This window comes from Pseudoalteromonas luteoviolacea S2607 (genome assembly GCF_001625575.1).
GTDB lineage: Bacteria > Pseudomonadota > Gammaproteobacteria > Enterobacterales > Alteromonadaceae > Pseudoalteromonas > Pseudoalteromonas luteoviolacea_E.
Map to the genome: position 1 here is coordinate 135762 of NZ_AUXV01000019.1, position 16679 is coordinate 152440.

At 42.5% G+C, this 16679-nt stretch carries 15 protein-coding genes; 11 read left to right on the plus strand and 4 right to left on the minus strand.

Going from position 1 to position 16679, the window contains the following annotated elements:
- Positions 1 to 134: 134 nt before the first annotated feature.
- Positions 135 to 869 carry an MBL fold metallo-hydrolase gene (locus tag N480_RS11685; protein WP_063372684.1) on the minus strand — a complete coding sequence of 245 codons (735 nt, stop codon included), beginning with the start codon at positions 867 to 869 and terminating at the stop codon, positions 135 to 137.
- Complete coding sequence (locus tag N480_RS11690) at positions 866 to 1483, minus strand: hypothetical protein (protein WP_063372685.1); 618 nt, start codon at positions 1481 to 1483, stop codon at positions 866 to 868. The genes N480_RS11685 and N480_RS11690 overlap by 4 nt, the downstream gene beginning before the upstream one ends.
- 171 nt (positions 1484 to 1654) lie before the next feature.
- On the opposite strand from N480_RS11690, the gene N480_RS11695 reads away from it, so the two are divergent.
- The gene (locus N480_RS11695; protein ID WP_063372686.1) at positions 1655 to 3922 is read left to right on the plus strand and encodes a putative bifunctional diguanylate cyclase/phosphodiesterase; all 2268 of its coding nucleotides are present in this window, start codon (positions 1655 to 1657) and stop codon (positions 3920 to 3922) included.
- A 10-nt stretch (positions 3923 to 3932) separates the two neighbouring features.
- Here the strand turns inward: N480_RS11695 and N480_RS11700 are convergent, their stop codons facing one another.
- Positions 3933 to 4610 carry a hypothetical protein gene (locus tag N480_RS11700; RefSeq protein ID WP_063372687.1) on the minus strand — a complete coding sequence of 226 codons (678 nt, stop codon included), beginning with the start codon at positions 4608 to 4610 and terminating at the stop codon, positions 3933 to 3935.
- Between the two features lie 474 nt (positions 4611 to 5084).
- Between N480_RS11700 and N480_RS11705 the strand changes: the two genes are divergently transcribed.
- From N480_RS11705 to N480_RS11740, 8 genes are all read left to right on the plus strand, one after another.
- Positions 5085 to 5294: a cold-shock protein gene (locus N480_RS11705; RefSeq protein ID WP_023398377.1), complete on the plus strand. Its 210-nt coding sequence runs from the start codon at positions 5085 to 5087 to the stop codon at positions 5292 to 5294.
- Between the two features lie 339 nt (positions 5295 to 5633).
- Positions 5634 to 6296, plus strand: coding sequence for a GntR family transcriptional regulator (locus tag N480_RS11710; RefSeq protein ID WP_063372688.1), 663 nt, complete (start codon positions 5634 to 5636; stop codon positions 6294 to 6296).
- Positions 6297 to 6323: 27 nt separating this feature from the next.
- Positions 6324 to 7202, plus strand: a complete 879-nt coding sequence (gene prpB, locus N480_RS11715; RefSeq protein ID WP_063372689.1) for a methylisocitrate lyase — start codon at positions 6324 to 6326, stop codon at positions 7200 to 7202.
- A gap of 84 nt (positions 7203 to 7286) precedes the next feature.
- Complete coding sequence (gene prpC / locus N480_RS11720; RefSeq protein WP_063372690.1) at positions 7287 to 8408, plus strand: bifunctional 2-methylcitrate synthase/citrate synthase; 1122 nt, start codon at positions 7287 to 7289, stop codon at positions 8406 to 8408.
- A gap of 97 nt (positions 8409 to 8505) precedes the next feature.
- Entirely contained in the window at positions 8506 to 11094 is a 2589-nt protein-coding gene (gene acnD / locus N480_RS11725) for a Fe/S-dependent 2-methylisocitrate dehydratase AcnD (protein ID WP_063372691.1), read from the plus strand.
- Positions 11095 to 11148: 54 nt separating this feature from the next.
- Positions 11149 to 12324, plus strand: coding sequence for a 2-methylaconitate cis-trans isomerase PrpF (gene prpF, locus N480_RS11730; RefSeq protein WP_063372692.1), 1176 nt, complete (start codon positions 11149 to 11151; stop codon positions 12322 to 12324).
- A gap of 112 nt (positions 12325 to 12436) precedes the next feature.
- A complete protein-coding gene (locus N480_RS11735; RefSeq protein WP_063372693.1) occupies positions 12437 to 13042 on the plus strand; it encodes a LysE family translocator in 606 nt (201 codons plus the stop codon).
- Positions 13043 to 13062: 20 nt separating this feature from the next.
- Positions 13063 to 14370: a methyltransferase domain-containing protein gene (locus N480_RS11740; protein ID WP_063372694.1), complete on the plus strand. Its 1308-nt coding sequence runs from the start codon at positions 13063 to 13065 to the stop codon at positions 14368 to 14370.
- A gap of 22 nt (positions 14371 to 14392) precedes the next feature.
- On the opposite strand, the gene N480_RS11745 is transcribed toward N480_RS11740, so the two are convergent.
- Positions 14393 to 15163, minus strand: a complete 771-nt coding sequence (locus N480_RS11745) for a putative porin (RefSeq protein WP_063372695.1) — start codon at positions 15161 to 15163, stop codon at positions 14393 to 14395.
- A 163-nt stretch (positions 15164 to 15326) separates the two neighbouring features.
- Here N480_RS11745 and N480_RS11750 point away from each other — a divergent pair, with 163 nt between their 5' ends.
- Complete coding sequence (locus N480_RS11750) at positions 15327 to 15710, plus strand: STAS/SEC14 domain-containing protein (RefSeq protein ID WP_063372696.1); 384 nt, start codon at positions 15327 to 15329, stop codon at positions 15708 to 15710.
- A gap of 122 nt (positions 15711 to 15832) precedes the next feature.
- Positions 15833 to 16531: an SDR family oxidoreductase gene (locus N480_RS11755; protein WP_063372697.1), complete on the plus strand. Its 699-nt coding sequence runs from the start codon at positions 15833 to 15835 to the stop codon at positions 16529 to 16531.
- Positions 16532 to 16679: the final 148 nt, after the last annotated feature.

The following is a 16679-nucleotide window of genomic DNA, read 5'->3' on the forward strand; positions in this document are numbered from 1 at the left end:
ATTTGTCCGGTCTAAAAGGATGTGCATCATCTATTTGATAGATACTGCATCATCCAAAAATGAGTTCTAAGTAAGGGATTCATTACAGACCCACTTTTTGTATATGCCTGATATGTGTATTTTTGATATACGACTTAGCGCACTGCGCTTCCAACATCTAACTTAGCAAACCAATCTAAAAACTCGTGCACTTGGTCGCCTCTGTAAAGCTTACCGTGATTGGGTGCCAAAATATCGATGTCTAGCTCTTTTACTCTTGCTATCCAGTTTTCTTTTGCTTTGTTTGAAGGCATCCAGCGTCTGTGAAATTGCTCGATATGCTTGATGTGCTGAGCGAAATCTTCAACAAACTGAGTGTTTGATTCTGATTTTATCGCTGAGCCCACATTTGCTGACATAAGTATCTTAGCTGCAGGGTCGTATAAGTGAAAATTGCCTGCAGAGTGCAAGTAATGAGCCGGTAATAGGCGTAACCTTACGCCACTGAGTTGGATTTCGCCGCCATCATCATTGATGCCCTCATAGTTGAGGTTATCCAAGTCAAAATGGTCTATAAACCTATCCCACAATGCGGGTGCATATAAAGTCGCATTGGGGACCGCTTTATCCCACAGGCCCAGAGTAGAAATAATGTCTGGATCTTGATGTGATGCGAAAACTGTTGTGAGTTTGTCGAGCTCCGTCTGTTGCAAAATGGCGGCAAGCATAGGAGAGAACAGCTCGATACCACCGGGATCCATGATCATTGACTCGTACTGGGAATGGATAAAATATTGATTGACAGAGCCAAGAGTATTGAGCATCTCGTCATTGCGCTCAAGTATTAACCAACTGTGAGTTTTAGCTTTGTGTAGTTCTGTTAGTTTCACCTTAATAGCCCTCGCAATGTATGAATTTCACTTAAGTTATAAACTACAGCTGTTTTGATGGTTTTAGCAGCACTGGCGATAAAATCAGAAACTGATTGCAAGCTATCACTAAACTCCCCTGCATTTGTTGCTTCAACACGACTAGTTACCGCGATGTATTCAGCGCTTTGCATCTGTTTTTGAATGTCTTCGAAATGATTTTCAAGTTCACTTAAAGCCTGAGACAAATGATTTGCAGCAAGTCGCTGTGACTTAACGGCCTTTGAATACATACTTTCTACTTGATGGGTACTGACTTGGTTTCTTAATCTACAAATCTGTTCGTAATATTGGCTGCACCTAACAAGTTCTAACGCGACTTTAAAAAGTTGGTTAGACAGGTTAGAAATCTTGGTAGTGGAAGAAATGGTTTGTTCAGAAAATTCGTCAATAAAATTGGTGATGGGCTTGAACCCTAGAGCCGCATCACCGGCTCTCAAGGCGACGACTCGCGCGTTTTTCGCTGTTAACGAAAGGTTCTTTGCTTGGCTCAAAATCGCTTCTAGATTGGCAATGATCTGTGCAACTCGCACAAAGTTCTCTACCACTTTAGAGTCATCGCTTAAGCTCATCATAGTTGGTTTCCAAAGATTACACCCTTATTAGATGTAGGACAAAAAACCATTTAATTCCAGAAATATAAACAATCTCTTTGTTTGGCCTTAACTGTCCAATTTATACGACTTTGTCTAATATTAAATTTGATAAAAATGAATTTATAAATCTCGTTTACTGTGGACGCCTAAATGAATCAAGTGACCCAAAAGCTCTTGTTTAGCTCTTTTTTCCTTTTGGTTGGTTTATCTTTTGGGATTCAGATTAGCCAGCTTATTGAAAACCTGTTATTTGCAGAAGCCGGAATCTATGGCAATGAAGCACTGATTGAACTGTTTAACTATTTCTCATTAGGAATAATTGGATTTGTCATGGCGATTGTCACGGGTGGGGGTGTAATTTTCCTAGCACGAAAAAAACAACAAGAAATTGGCTTTGGGGAACATGGCGAATTGTATTATGAAGTTTTCAAAGAGTCTTTAACTGCACAGTTTTTAGTGTGTGAAAATGGTACTTTTTATGCTGTCAGCCAAGGCATGTGCGCGCACGTTAATATGTCCGAGGAAGAATTGATCGAAGCTGGAATGGCAAAACTTGTAGACGAACAAAGCTTTCAAATGTTCCAAAAATGGCAAGACGATGGGGAAGAATTTGAGCAACTCGATCTGCACCTGAGCTCTCTAAGCGGCGATCTAGACCATTTTATTGTCAGTTTGAATCATACCCATCTCTCTGGTGTTTTTCTCGGCCAGTTAATAAATATTACCGAACAAACTCAAATACAAAAACAACACGAGCTACTAGCTATTACACTGAGATCTGTTGGTGATGGTGTGATATGTGCAGACACCGAGGGCAATATTTCATTCGTGAACCCCGTGGCTGAAGCTGTACTAGCTTTGTTAGATCGAGAAGTTGTTGGAAAACCTTTTCATAAGGTGATGCCGCTTATTGACGAAGAAAATAAAGAGCCGATATGTGACCCTATGGAATCTGCTATGGCTCAAATGCAGACAGTCTCGCTGACTCAACTGGCCTGCTTTCGCAATCATTTGGGCCTCGAGTTTGCCATTGAAATTTCTTGCTCTCCCATTTTTCTGGGTTCTGATCAGATTGCAGGTGCGGTGCTGGTTTTTCAGGATGTAACGGAATCTCGATTAATGAGAAAGAAGATGGCACATATGGCACATCATGATGCATTGTCTGGGTTACCCAATAGATTACTGCTTCAAGATAGATTGATCCAGGCATGCAAGCGGGCTAAGCGTCATAAACACCAGTTTGCGGTTATATTTCTGGACCTAAATAAGTTTAAATTAATCAATGATACTTACGGGCATGACTCTGGAGATGAGTTGCTAAAGCAAGTCGCCAAGAAGTTAACATCGACCATTCGTGCTTGCGATACGGTTTCTCGCATTGGCGGTGATGAATTTGTGCTACTCATTGATGCAATGGAAGACAGGCGTAATGTCAGGCATGTGATCGATAAGATCTTTGCGGCAGCTAGTGGTGAGTATGATATTAAAACCACTTCAGTAAATATTTCATTTAGCGCTGGAATTGCGCTGTACCCCAATGATGGTGACAACGCCGACACGCTCATGAAGTGCGCAGATAGCGCTATGTATCGCGCGAAAAAAGTCGGCCATTCAAACTACCAATTTTACTGTACCATGTTAGATAAAGAAGCCGAATATTGCCTAGAGCGTGAAAAAGAGCTCGTCAATGCCCTCGCTCGTGGTGAATTTTTTCCTTATTTTCAACCCATTGTTAATGCACAAAGCCATGAGGTAGAGAAGCTAGAGGCGTTAGCGCGCTGGCGACATGGTGCTGATGTTGTGGCGGCAGAGCAATTTATTGAAACGGCCGAAGAAGCTGGCATTGGCATTCAATTGAGTATGCAAGTTTTTGAGCAGGCAATCGATGCTTTTGCTGACTTGGTCGCACACAAGCCATCACTACAGTTGTGCTTAAACCTGTCGGTACGACATTTGTTAGATGGCTCTTTTCCAGAGCAAATCATAGAATTAATAGAGCATCACCAGTTAACTCCTAGTCAGTTCGAACTTGAAATTGCGGAGCGCCCTTTACTTGAAAATGCTGACGAGTTATCCGACAGATTAGTATTACTGAGTAAGTTTGGGTTTAAACTGTCCATTGATGATTTTGGGTTAGGGCAAACAAACCCAGCACTGTTAAAAGAACTTCATTTTGATTCGATAAAAATAGACCCGAGCTTTGTGAGTGAAATCTATGGTACTGAGCAACAGGATGACTTGGCTTTAGTGATGATTAACATCGCTAAGAGTCTAGGCGTGAATTGTATTGCAGAAGGCGTGGAGAGTGAGCTCCAAGCTTCAACTTTGGCGACGCATGGCTGCAACCAATTACAAGGGCACTTTTTTTCGACTCCCCTCGCGTTAGATGAAATTGAACGTTTACTACGTAATGACTAAATTGTCTGTCTCACTTGCTTTGTTTATTTAAAATCGCAGCGATGCGAGGAGCTATTTTATTCGCTATTGCGGCGTGTTTTTTGTGTACAACATGATAAGCTGGTGTTTCGAACAATGTATGCCGATTTAGGTGTTCTAAGGCTTGTGGTATAGGCCACGAAGAGGACATCACATAGATGGCATACTCAAAACGCCTTTCCTGTAGCAGGTGAGGCAACTTGCCTAATTGATTTAGTTGGTAATACCTATTTCTGCGAGAGGTTGGAAATTTGTTGAGAATGACCCGCATTGACTCATCGGTTGCCAAGATAGTTTTTGGGGAAGTTTGCAGTACTTGCTGGTTGCAAGGGACATCTTCTACACAGAGCAAAACAAATTGCACGTGCGTTAGTGGCGGACCAACCGCGATGAGTTCTTTATAGGGCGAAAATATTTCTTTAGCGAGAATGACGTCACCATCAATATGTTGCGCCTGAATCTCATTGATTAAACGGTGTGATGGGATAGCGACAAAATCGACATCAATGTGCTCTGCTTGGTATGCTTGCGCAATGAGTGGTAGGGCTTGATGCAAAACGCTTGGATGATCAATATATGAAATTGTCAGCTTCGCTGGCGGCACTTTATTATCTGTTGCGTAAGATGCAATGCTGAATGTCAAAATTAATCCGATTATAACAATATTCAATTATGCTATTCCCAAGTAATTTTCGGCAAAAATGATTATACATTTCTACTTTAAGAAAAGTGATTTTTTTGACATTTTTGTGCATAAAAATCAATAAAGATTGAGTTGTGTCAATCTCGTCGCATGCCGCATTTTTAGTGGTGTTATAGAACTGTATTTAATTGTTCACATTGCTTATGAGAATATGTCATTAAGCATTCATAAATATGTTTAAAAATTAGTTGACTTAGAGGGGCATCCCTATAAGATGAACATAGACAGAATTTCGGTCAGTGTTTATAAATCTCCATTACGATGTTGTATAAGTGTTAGCTTGTAGTAGTACCGTCCTGAAGTTTTATCACCGGCAAAATTTAGGTCTATGCGCCCACAAGGGCATAGGTTTGCCAGTTTTGTAAAAATAGATTCTCTTTAAGCAGTTTAGAGTTTGCTTTTAAGGATTGGCATTTATATTTTTTATCAGGATTTATTATTATGTCTAATACTTTAACAGGTACAGTAAAGTGGTTTAACGAGTCAAAAGGCTTCGGTTTTATCGCTCAGGAAAATGGTCCGGACGTATTTGCACACTTTAGTGCAATTAAAGGCGACGGTTTCCGTACATTAGCTGAAGGCGAGCGTGTAGAGTTTAAGCTTACTACAGGCCAAAAAGGTCCTCAAGCTGAAGAAATCGTTAAGCTGTAACTGTCACAGTTTAAACACCTAAAAAAGCAAGCTACGCTTGCTTTTTTAATGTCTAAAATTTACTTTGACCCACTTTGTCTTTTCCACTCATATGATCTGCCTTTAACTGCTTCATTTGCAGTACTTACATTTAAACCATACAAGTGCAATTAAATCGACAAATTGCGAACCTATAATGGGTTCACAAGGCCTTGTCGTGCGCGTATCTACATAGAAGATAAATGATGTGAATAGTCTCTATAAGTAAATTGTCGACAATTTGAGGTTTATTAGGTTGACGTTAACGTAAAGTGTATCTATATTGTTGGCATTAACAGATTATATATACATAGGTTGATAATGAGCTTTTTCCAAGAGCAGGCAGTAACATCCTCAGACAAAACGTTTTTTCGCTTAAGGGAAGAAATTGTTGAGGGTGAAATACCTGCAGGAGCTAAGCTCAGTGAAGTTGAATTGTCGACAAAATACGAAGTAAGCCGAGCCGTTGTTCGTGAAGCAATAAACCGTCTAGAAGCATGCAATATTGTAGAACGCAAAGCAAATGTTGGCGCGCGAGTTGTTACTCTAACCGCCGAAGGGTTACTTGAACTCTATCAGATCAGAGAAGCTTTAGAAGGTATGGCCGCGCGTCTCGCTGCGCAAAATATGCCTGAAATAGAAATAGAAAAGCTGTCTAATTTGCTAGACGACCAATTTGAGCTTGTTAAGCAAGGCCAGTCATATTATCAGGAAGCTGGCGACTTAGACTTTCACTATCGCATCATTGTTGGCAGCCAAAACCAGCAACTTATCACTATGTTAAGTAATGGTATATACCACTTGGCAAGAATGTACCGAGTTCAATTAGGTATGACAGGCCCTCGTGTTACAACCGCATACGACGAGCATAAACATATAGTTAAGGCCATCGCAAATCGAGATGGTGAATTGGCGGAAATTTTAATGAGGCGCCATATTCAATACTCAAAAAATAACATTGCCGTCAAATTATCCAAAATGTAATAGATCATCACAGGAGATAACACCACCATGAGTGCAGGAAAAAAATTTCGTGACGCTTTAATCGCAAATCAACCATTGCAAATTGTAGGCACTATCAATGCGTACAGTGCGATCATGGCAAAGCAAATCGGTCACCAAGCTATTTATCTTTCAGGTGGTGGTGTTGCCAACGCTTCTTACGGGCTACCTGATCTAGGTATGACTTCATTAAATGACGTGATTGCAGACGTTCAGCGTATTACTTCGGCATGTGACTTACCTTTAATGGTAGACATCGATACTGGGTGGGGCGGGGCGTTTAATATTGCAAAGACTATCCGCGATATGGAAAAAGCGGGTGCTGCGGCCGTTCATATTGAAGATCAGGTTGCACAAAAGCGCTGTGGTCACAGACCAAATAAAGAAATAGTTTCAACAGCAGAAATGGTGGATCGTATCAAAGCCGCTGTAGATGCGCGTACGGATAAAGACTTTTTCATCATGGCTCGTACTGATGCGTTTGCTCAAGAAGGCCTAGAAGCCGCTATTGAACGTGCAAAAGCATACGTTGAAGCGGGTGCCGATGGTATCTTTGCTGAAGCAATTCAAACCGAGGAACATTATCGCGCATTCTCTGAAGCGCTTAATGTGCCGATTTTAGCTAACATGACCGAGTTTGGTAAAACGGAACTTTGGAATAAACAAGAGTTGGCAGAATGGGGAGTTGGCATGGTGCTATACCCACTCAGTGCATTTAGAGCAATGAATAAAGCGGCTGAGCTGGTTTATAGAACTTTGCTAAATGACGGTGACCAAAAAGCGGTTGTCGACACAATGCAAACGAGAATGGACCTATACGATTACCTTGGTTACCACGATTACGAACAAAAGCTTGATGCGCTATTTGCAGAAGGCAAAAACAAATAAACAAATAAGAAAGGGCAAGCCCTAAACTGCTTGCCTCATACTAAACTTTATAAATTCAGCAGGTAAAAATTTCAGGAGAATATCATGGCTAAAGTACTAAGTGGCGCTGGCTTACGTGGTCAAGTTGCAGGGAAAACCGCACTTTCAACAGTTGGAAAGTCAGGTTCAGGCTTAACTTATCGTGGATATGATGTAAAAGACTTGGCAGAAAACTGCCAATTTGAAGAAGTGGCATACTTGATTTTAAAGGGTAAATTACCAAATCAAGCAGAGCTAGATGAATACAAAGCGTTGCTTAAGTCTATGAGAGGTTTGCCTTTAGCACTTAAAGATGTGCTTGAACGTATTCCTGCTGAAGCTCATCCTATGGATGTATTACGTACAGGTTGTTCAATGCTGGGTAACCTTGAAGGTGAAGCGAGCTTTGACGAGCAAGCTAAAGTGACAGACCGTATGTTAGCTTGTTTCCCTAGTATTATTTGTTATTGGTACAGATACAGTCATGATGGCGTGCGTGTTGACGTTGAAACAGATGACGATTCAATCGGTGCACACTTCTTACATTTATTGCGCGGCGAGAAGCCTTCAGAACTTCACGAGCGTGTTATGCATGTTTCACTTATTTTATATGCAGAACATGAATTTAATGCATCAACGTTCACAGCACGCGTGTGTGCATCAACACTGTCTGACATGCACTCTTGTGTGACTGGCGCAATTGGTTCTCTGCGCGGCCCGTTACATGGCGGTGCAAACGAAGCTGCAATGGAAATGATTGAGCGATTTGAGTCTGCTGATCATGCTGAACAAGAAATGATGGGCATGTTAGAGCGCAAGGAAAAAATTATGGGCTTTGGTCATGCGATTTACTCAGAATCAGATCCGCGCAACGAGATCATTAAACTATGGTCTGAAAAGCTGGCAGCAGATGTAGGTGATACAGTACTTTACCCTGTTTCAGTGCGTTGTGAAGAAGTGATGTGGCGCGAGAAAAAGCTTTTCTGTAACGCGGATTTCTTCCACGCTTCTGCTTATAACTTCATGGGTATTCCAACTAAATTATTTACACCAATCTTCGTGATGTCACGACTGACGGGATGGGCTGCACATGTCATGGAGCAACGTGCAGATAACCGTATTATTCGCCCTTCTGCCGAATACACAGGCGAAGAGTTACGTCCAGTACCTGCTATTTCAGAAAGATAAGCAGGAGATAGGCCCACATGTTGGGCCTTTGCATGCTTGAAGCGTTGTCTGATTCAAGCGGATACATACCGTCACACCTCAGTTGGAATAAGCAGTTATGAACACCCACTACCGTAAACGATTACCTGACTCAACTCTTTGCTACTACGATACGCGAGAAGCCATCGAAGCAATAAAGCCTGGCGCATATGAGGGTTTACCTTATACCTCAAAAGTGCTGGCAGAAAACCTGGTTCGTAAAGCCGAGCCGGAAAAACTAAATGATTATTTAACTCAAATTATTGAACGTCGTCGCGACTTAGATTTCCCCTGGTTTCCTGCGCGTGTGGTTTGCCATGATATTCTTGGCCAAACTGCATTGGTTGATTTAGCAGGGTTACGTGATGCCATTGCCGAGAAAGGTGGAGATCCAGCCAAAGTAAATCCGGTTGTACCAACGCAGTTAATAGTGGATCATAGTTTAGCGGTGGAACATGCGGGTTACGAAGAAAATGCTTTTGAGAAAAACAGAGCGATTGAAGACCGCAGAAATGACGATCGTTTCCATTTTATCAATTGGACCAAAACTGCTTTTAAAAATGTTGATGTGATTCCACCTGGTAACGGCATTTTGCACCAAATTAACTTAGAGAAAATGTCTCCTGTTATTCAAGCGCGTGATGGTGTTGCATTCCCTGATACTTTGGTTGGCACAGACAGCCACACGCCACATGTAGATGCATTGGGTGTCATCGCTATCGGTGTGGGTGGTTTAGAAGCCGAAAGTGTGATGCTCGGACGTGCGTCATACATGCGTTTGCCAGATATCGTGGGTGTTGAGCTAGTAGGTAAACGCCAACCGGGGATCACCGCGACAGATATCGTATTGGCGATCACCGAGTTTTTGCGTAACGAAAAAGTGGTTTCGAGCTATTTAGAGTTCTTTGGTGAAGGTGCTGATGACTTAACTCTTGGCGACCGTGCAACAATTTCAAATATGACACCTGAGTATGGCGCTACAGCTGCAATGTTCTATATCGATCAAAAGACGATTGACTATCTGAAACTTACAGGTCGTGACGATGAGCAAGTCCAGCTTGTAGAGCAGTATGCCAAGCTAACAGGCTTATGGTCTGACTCCATGACACAAGCGAAGTATGAGCGCGTACTGAAGTTTGATCTATCGAGTGTAGGTCGAAATCTCGCTGGGCCATCAAATCCACACCGCAGAGTGGCGACACAAGACCTTGCAAAGCAGGGGATTGTTGCTGACTATGAAAAAACAGAAGACCAAATGCCAGATGGCGCAGTTATTATTGCTGCCATTACCAGTTGTACAAATACCAGTAACCCTCGCAACGTTGTTGCGGCTGGCTTGTTGGCACGCAATGCAAACAAACTAGGTTTAAAACGTAAGCCTTGGGTTAAAACGTCATTCGCTCCCGGCTCAAAAGCTGTGCGTTCTTATATGACCGAAGCACAGTTATTACCTGAATTGGAGGCATTGGGCTTTGGCATCGTCGCATTTGCGTGTACTACCTGTAATGGCATGAGTGGTGCACTCGATCCAAAAATTCAGCAAGAAGTGGTCGACAGAGATTTATATGCAACTGCGGTTTTATCTGGTAACCGAAACTTCGACGGACGAATTCATCCATATGCCAAGCAAGCATTTTTGGCTTCACCTCCTTTGGTGGTGGCTTACGCGATTGCGGGTTCTGTGCGTTTTGATATCGAAAAAGATGTCTTGGGACATGATCAAAACGGCAACCCTGTTACCCTTAAAGACGTATGGCCAAGCGATGAAGAAATAGACTCAGTTATTGCACAAAGTGTTAAACCGGAGCAGTTCAGAGAGGTATATGATCCAATGTTTGACTTAAGTGTCGACTATGGTGAGGACAATGACCCTCTGTATAACTGGCGAGAAATGAGTACGTACATCCGTCGTCCGCCATACTGGGAAGGTGCACTTGCGGGTGAGCGCACCATGAAAGGAATGCGTCCATTGGCAATTCTAGGCGATAACATCACAACGGACCATTTGTCTCCATCTAACGCCATCTTAGCTAGTAGCGCGGCGGGTGAGTACTTGGCGAAAATGGGATTACCGGAAGAGGATTTCAACTCTTATGCGACCCACCGTGGTGATCATTTAACAGCGCAGCGTGCGACATTCGCAAACCCTAAATTGCTCAATGAAATGGTCAAAGAAGATGGCGTTGTGACGCAAGGCTCGCTTGCTCGTGTTGAACCTGAAGGTAAAGTTACTCGCATGTGGGAAGCTATTGAAACCTATATGGAGCGTAAACAGCCGCTGATCATCGTTGCTGGTGCAGATTATGGCCAAGGTTCATCAAGAGACTGGGCTGCAAAAGGCGTGCGCCTTGCTGGTGTTGAAGTTATCGTCGCTGAAGGCTTCGAGCGTATCCATAGAACCAACTTAATTGGTATGGGTGTATTGCCGTTAGAATTTAAAGGTGGAACGACTCGTCTCACCTTAGGCTTAGATGGTACAGAAACGTACGATGTAAAAGGAGAGCGTACGCCGGGTACCACGCTAACGCTTGTGATAAACCGACAAAACGGTGAGGTTGTTGAAGTGCCAGTAACATGTAGATTAGACACGGCTGAAGAAGTGTCAATTTATGAAGCTGGTGGCGTATTGCAACGATTCGCGAAAGACTTCTTAGAAGCAAACGCGTAACACTGTCATCAATTAAAGCCCAAGCAATGCTTGGGCTTTTCGTTAGGAAACACAATGAGCTTTAAACCACAAATCAAAATACCCGCGACATATATGCGCGGAGGTACCTCAAAAGGGGTCTTCTTCAAGCTGGATGACTTACCGCAAGCTGCCCAAGAGCCGGGTGAAATTAGAGATCAAATACTACTTAGAGTGATCGGCAGCCCTGATCCTTATGCTAAGCAAACAGATGGTATGGGCGGTGCGACGTCTAGTACTAGCAAAACGGTTATTTTATCGAAAAGCTCGAAACCCGATCATGATGTTGATTATTTGTTTGGCCAGGTCGCAATCGATAAACCTTTTATCGATTGGAGTGGTAATTGCGGCAATCTAACCGCTGCGGTTGGGGCGTTCGCAATCAGCAATGGATTAGTTTCAGACGAGCGGATCCCTCAAAATGGCATTGCCGTAGTCCGCATTTGGCAAGCAAATATCGGAAAAACTATCGTTGCGCATATCCCCATTACAAATGGTGAAGTGCAAGAAACAGGTGATTTTGAGCTAGATGGTGTGACCTTTCCTGCTGCTGAAGTCGTTGTAGAATTTTTAGACCCAGCTGATGCAAATGCTGACATGTTTCCTAGTGGAAACCTTGTTGACACACTTGAAGTACCAGATATTGGGAACTTTGATGTCACCATGATTAACGCAGGGATCCCAACCTTATTTTTCAGAGCACAAGATCTTGGCTTTAAAGGTACTGAATTACAAGAAGCTATTAATGGTGATGCGCAACTATTGGCGCGCATGGAAACTATACGCGCTCATGGTGCCTTAAAAATGGGGCTGATCTCAACACTGGAAGAGGCGAAAGTACGACAACATACACCAAAAATTGCTTTTGTTAGTGGACCTCAGCAGTATTTGGCATCGAGTGGGAAAGCCATTGATGAGCAAGACATCGACTTGTGTGTACGTGCGCTTTCAATGGGTAAATTACACCATGCGATGATGGGGACGGCGGCGGTAGCAATTGCTACCGCAGGTGCGATTCCCGGCACATTGGTCAACCAAGCTGCAGGCGGTGGTAATAGAACACAAATCACATTTGGCCACCCTTCAGGTACTTTGAAAGTCGGTGCTGAAGCGCAATTACAAGGAGAGCGCTGGCTTGCGAAAAAAGCGATTATGAGCCGCAGTGCACGTGTTTTAATGGAAGGTACCGTGCGCATTCCCGATATTTTGTAATCAGCCTAAACAATTATTGCTTGGGGGCACAACTCTGTGTCCCCTTAAAACATCCACACTCATCACGCACCAATAAATTTGCAATTTCGTAAGGAACTTTTGGAGATGTATTATGCATGAAGCATTACTGTCTTTGGCACTCACAACATTTTTTTTGCTTGGCTCTCCCGGCCCTGCACCATTAGCACTGGCTGCGGTTGGGGCAAGCGTGGGAGTACGTGCAGGCCGACCATTTTTATTTGGTATTCTGACGGGGCTTTTGGTCGCAATTATTGCGTCTGCTACGGGGCTGGGCGCGTTACTGTTAAGCTTTCCCCAGTTGACCAAAGCTTTACAGATAGGCGCGCTTATCTATTTATTTTACGTTGCCTACAAAATCGCGACCAACGAAGGTGGACTGGCAGAGCTTAACAGTCAGCCTTTAGGGTTTAAAGATGGATTTATTCTCAATTTATTAAATCCTAAGGCATATGCAGCATGCATCGCGATTTTTGCCAATACGAATATTCCGATGGAGTCTGCTGCTCAGGCTAGTGTTGTTGCAGCGTCCACGCTATTTGTAGTCGCAGTCTTCGTTGATACGTTGTGGTTATATTTAGGTGGACTGCTTCATCGAGTGGTAAAAACAAATAAGCAACTTAAGTATTTAAGAGTATTTTTTGCGAGTTTACTGGTTTTACTTTTATTCTTTGTCACTCTATCCTCAGAATTAATATAAGACAAACTTGTAGGGATACTATGTGCCAAACCAAAGCACAATTTGTTGAGACGGTAAACAAACTATTGCACTGTCAAAAGGGGGCCATTAGCAAGTCTGAAATCAAGGCAATGGTGACGTATCTAGGTGAGGTTACGCAAGTGTTTACTGATACGGATATGAATGACTCGCCGAAGACACAAACGGCATGTGGTGTGGCCATTTCCCCCGTACAGGCTGCAAAGTGCTTTGAAGAAACAATACGCACTCAGATGTTTGCTCAAGGCGTGGCAAACGCCATTGCAGACAAATTAAAAGTTGAGATAAAACCGGTCAGAATACTCTATGCTGGCACAGGTCCCTACGCCACTTTACTCTTACCACTATTGGCTGCTAGCACAGAGCAGCTTAATGTGGAAATTACTTTACTGGATATCCATCAAGAAAATATCACAGCTGTTGAGGCGTTGATAGCGCATTTTGGCCTAGAGAGCTACCAAATTGAATTGGTCCATGGTGACGCAACACAGTGGCGACCAAATCGCGAGCAGCAATTCGACATTATTATTTCTGAAACTATGACTGCGCTGTTAAAGCGCGAACCACAAGTTTTTATTTTTAAGCACTTAGTTCAGTACTTACGGTCTGATGGGGTACTCATACCTGAACAGGTTAGCTTAAAAACTTGGTTAACGCCTCAGTCGAAGCAATCTAAGGGAGACTTACTTATTGGAGAGTTTTTTTGTTTAGATAGAGAGCGTGCGCAGGCACTAAATAGAGGTGATGATACGTGTTTCTGCGCTGAGCTAATCATTCCTGATGGAGACTGGGCAGAGCATGTTGTGAAACTAACAACAGACATTCAGGTATATCGTGACTTATCCTTACATGAAGGTGATTGTAGCTTAAACATAGCCTTTGCTTTTAGCCCTTACGATGCCGTTTTAACGGCAAACCAAGCCATTGTATTTAAATATGTTCAACCTGATAGCCCTGACTTTTCAGTTATTTTTCCAAAGCCTGAATGGAAGCAAACAAATTTTAAACTCCCACAGCCCAGTGATACGGGCGCACTGGGTTTAGTGCAAATTAAACGCTCTTTTCAGCGTGCATATTTAATAAAACGAGGCGAGAGAGCAGCTACATCTGAACAAGAGTGGCAAGCGGAGCTTTATTTATACGATGCACTGTCACTCAACTCTCGAGAAGTAATTGGTAAAATGTATGAACTTGAACGCTTTACAGATTTTGAAAAGTGGCTATCAGAGCAAGTAACTCCTTTGGATAACGTCACGATTAATGCGATAAACTATCAGTGTCTAGCGAAAATCACCGATGCTGGGACTTGAAGGTATTGTGACTCTAGTTAGTTTAGAACTGTGCCTGCATGGACATTTCTAAAGATTGTTCATCATCGCTTTGTTCTTGATAGCGAGCCTTAACAAAAAAACTATGATTCACAAAATATTTACCCTCAATTAGAAGGTGGGATGCATGACTGCCAACACCCAGTGCAAAGTGTTGATTAAAGTAATAATTGGCCAAGAAATCATTGTGGTTTTTAGTCGTTTGATTGTGATGAGACAAATCTAAAGTAAAGAACTTTTCCCCGCCTAAACCCCTGAAATATCGTACCTCGACAGTCCAATCATCTAAGGAATCATCACTGTTTGCTGTGATACCAACATACGCATCATTGTTTAAATCGATATTGAGTTGACCTTGAACCCATGTAATGTCTTCGCCATTCTTCAAGCGTTGATGTCTGACACTTGCTTTAAAGCTATCGTAAAATAGGTGACCTACACCGATTGAATAATCGTCATCAGTACTACCTAGATCTGCTATGCCTAGAGGGATAAACCAATTGCCGAAAAAAGCTTCTCCTTCAACGCCTGTGTATACATCCTCATCATTGTTGTATGTCAGCAAAATATTACTGTCTGTGTCCAAATAGCCGAAATCATCCCAGACCCCAAAGTAAGCTTGAGGGGCGAAGTAGTAATGACTGCTTACTTGCCAAGATTGGACATCTGCATCCTCAAACTTGGTATACACAGCTTGATTGAACCACGTTTTGTCGGTGTTAGCAAAGCAAAGTGAAGAGCACAGACTGAATATCAATATTATTAGTATTTTCAAAGGCTTTTCCTATTTTTAAAGCATAAATTAGTTGTTATCGCTGACAAATACCTAAGTTTAAGCATAGACGATTTGAATAAATGTGCGCGATTAGTCATTTTGAACTATTTTAAAATAATGCGTTTTGTTTACTAAAAATTTACTTGGGTGAACGGTTATTGCAATGAATGAATTCCACGGAATTTCGGTCACGACTGAAGTGAGAGAGTCGGGTTTATTACTGAGTTTTAAAGCGGTCGGTAAACTGACACATAAAGACTATCTGGTTATATTGCCAGTGGTGGATCACGCTATTGCTAGAAATCAGCGCCATGCCGTTTATGCACTTATTGACATCACTGAGTTGACTGGGTGGGAGATGGGAGAAGCACTCAATGATATGAGAATTGCATTCCAATATAGTGAACAATTTACAAAAACTGCAGTAATTGGCAATAGTCGGTTGCATCGCATTACGTCTACGATTGGTGGGTGGATACTTGGCGGACAAACGCGTTATTTTTCTAGAAATAACGCGGCTAAAAGCTGGTTAGAAGCCGCCTCTTAGGTTTCTGATACCATTATTAAACTTTGTTGTGCGATTTTATTTCTTCGTTAACTTGAATAGAATTTCTGCCTTATTCAAAATGCATTATAAGAGCGATATGAGTAAACAGAATAGAGGGCTGTATGGCACGTGTAATTGTCACAGGAGCGAATAGAGGTATTGGGCTTGCGTTAACAGAGTTATATTTGGCAAATGGCTGGCAGGTGTTGGCTACAGTGAGGGATCCCTCAAGTGCTGAGGCGCTAATAAAGCTGAGTGAACAAGAAGCAAGCGGTAGTCTGGCGATATACGAGTTGGATGTTGTTAATTATCAACAAGTGAATGCGCTTGCTCGGACATTGGCTGATGTTCCCATCGACGTAATCATCAATAATGCGGGTCTATACGGGCCAAAGGGTTATGGCTTTGGCAACTGTGATGTCGAAGCATGGAGAGAGGTTATGGAAGTCAATGCGATTGCGCCCGCAAAGTTAGCTGAAGCGTTTTATCGTAATTTGCAACTGGGCGAAAAGAAAATATTTGCAGCGCTTTCTTCAAGAGTTGGCAGTCACACAGAAAATACCAAGGGAGGCGGTTACATTTATCGCAGCTCAAAAGCAGCCTTGAATTCTGTTGTCAAAAGCTTGTCTAATGATTTGCACGCAGACGGTATCAAAACTGTTGCGTTACATCCCGGTTGGGTTAAAACTGAAATGGGCGGACCCAATGCACTGATTACGGCCCAAGAATCAGCAATAGGGCTGAAGAGCGTAATCGATAATCTAACAGATAATGAGAGTGGCAGCTTTATCAGTTACGATGGCAGCAAAATTCCGTGGTAGTGAGTAGCTGCTTTTGCAGTAGTTTAATGATGGCCTCATTCGCCGATTATTTTGCAAATCAAATAAGTATGGACTGTGACAATAGACAATTCACATCGTAATTTGACTTTTTATAGAGTAAATCAATATTACAGTAAAGAGCTTACTA

Coding starts and splice junctions, on each gene's coding strand:
- N480_RS11705 (WP_023398377.1), top strand. CDS start 5,085: ATGTCTAATACTTTAACAGGTACAGTAAAGTGGTTTAACGAGTCAAAA.
- acnD (WP_063372691.1), top strand. CDS start 8,506: ATGAACACCCACTACCGTAAACGATTACCTGACTCAACTCTTTGCTAC.
- N480_RS11755 (WP_063372697.1), top strand. CDS start 15,833: ATGGCACGTGTAATTGTCACAGGAGCGAATAGAGGTATTGGGCTTGCG.
- prpC (WP_063372690.1), top strand. CDS start 7,287: ATGGCTAAAGTACTAAGTGGCGCTGGCTTACGTGGTCAAGTTGCAGGG.
- prpB (WP_063372689.1), top strand. CDS start 6,324: ATGAGTGCAGGAAAAAAATTTCGTGACGCTTTAATCGCAAATCAACCA.
- N480_RS11735 (WP_063372693.1), top strand. CDS start 12,437: ATGCATGAAGCATTACTGTCTTTGGCACTCACAACATTTTTTTTGCTT.
- N480_RS11750 (WP_063372696.1), top strand. CDS start 15,327: ATGAATGAATTCCACGGAATTTCGGTCACGACTGAAGTGAGAGAGTCG.
- N480_RS11695 (WP_063372686.1), top strand. CDS start 1,655: ATGAATCAAGTGACCCAAAAGCTCTTGTTTAGCTCTTTTTTCCTTTTG.
- N480_RS11710 (WP_063372688.1), top strand. CDS start 5,634: ATGAGCTTTTTCCAAGAGCAGGCAGTAACATCCTCAGACAAAACGTTT.
- N480_RS11690 (WP_063372685.1), bottom strand. CDS start 1,483: ATGATGAGCTTAAGCGATGACTCTAAAGTGGTAGAGAACTTTGTGCGA.
- N480_RS11740 (WP_063372694.1), top strand. CDS start 13,063: ATGTGCCAAACCAAAGCACAATTTGTTGAGACGGTAAACAAACTATTG.
- prpF (WP_063372692.1), top strand. CDS start 11,149: ATGAGCTTTAAACCACAAATCAAAATACCCGCGACATATATGCGCGGA.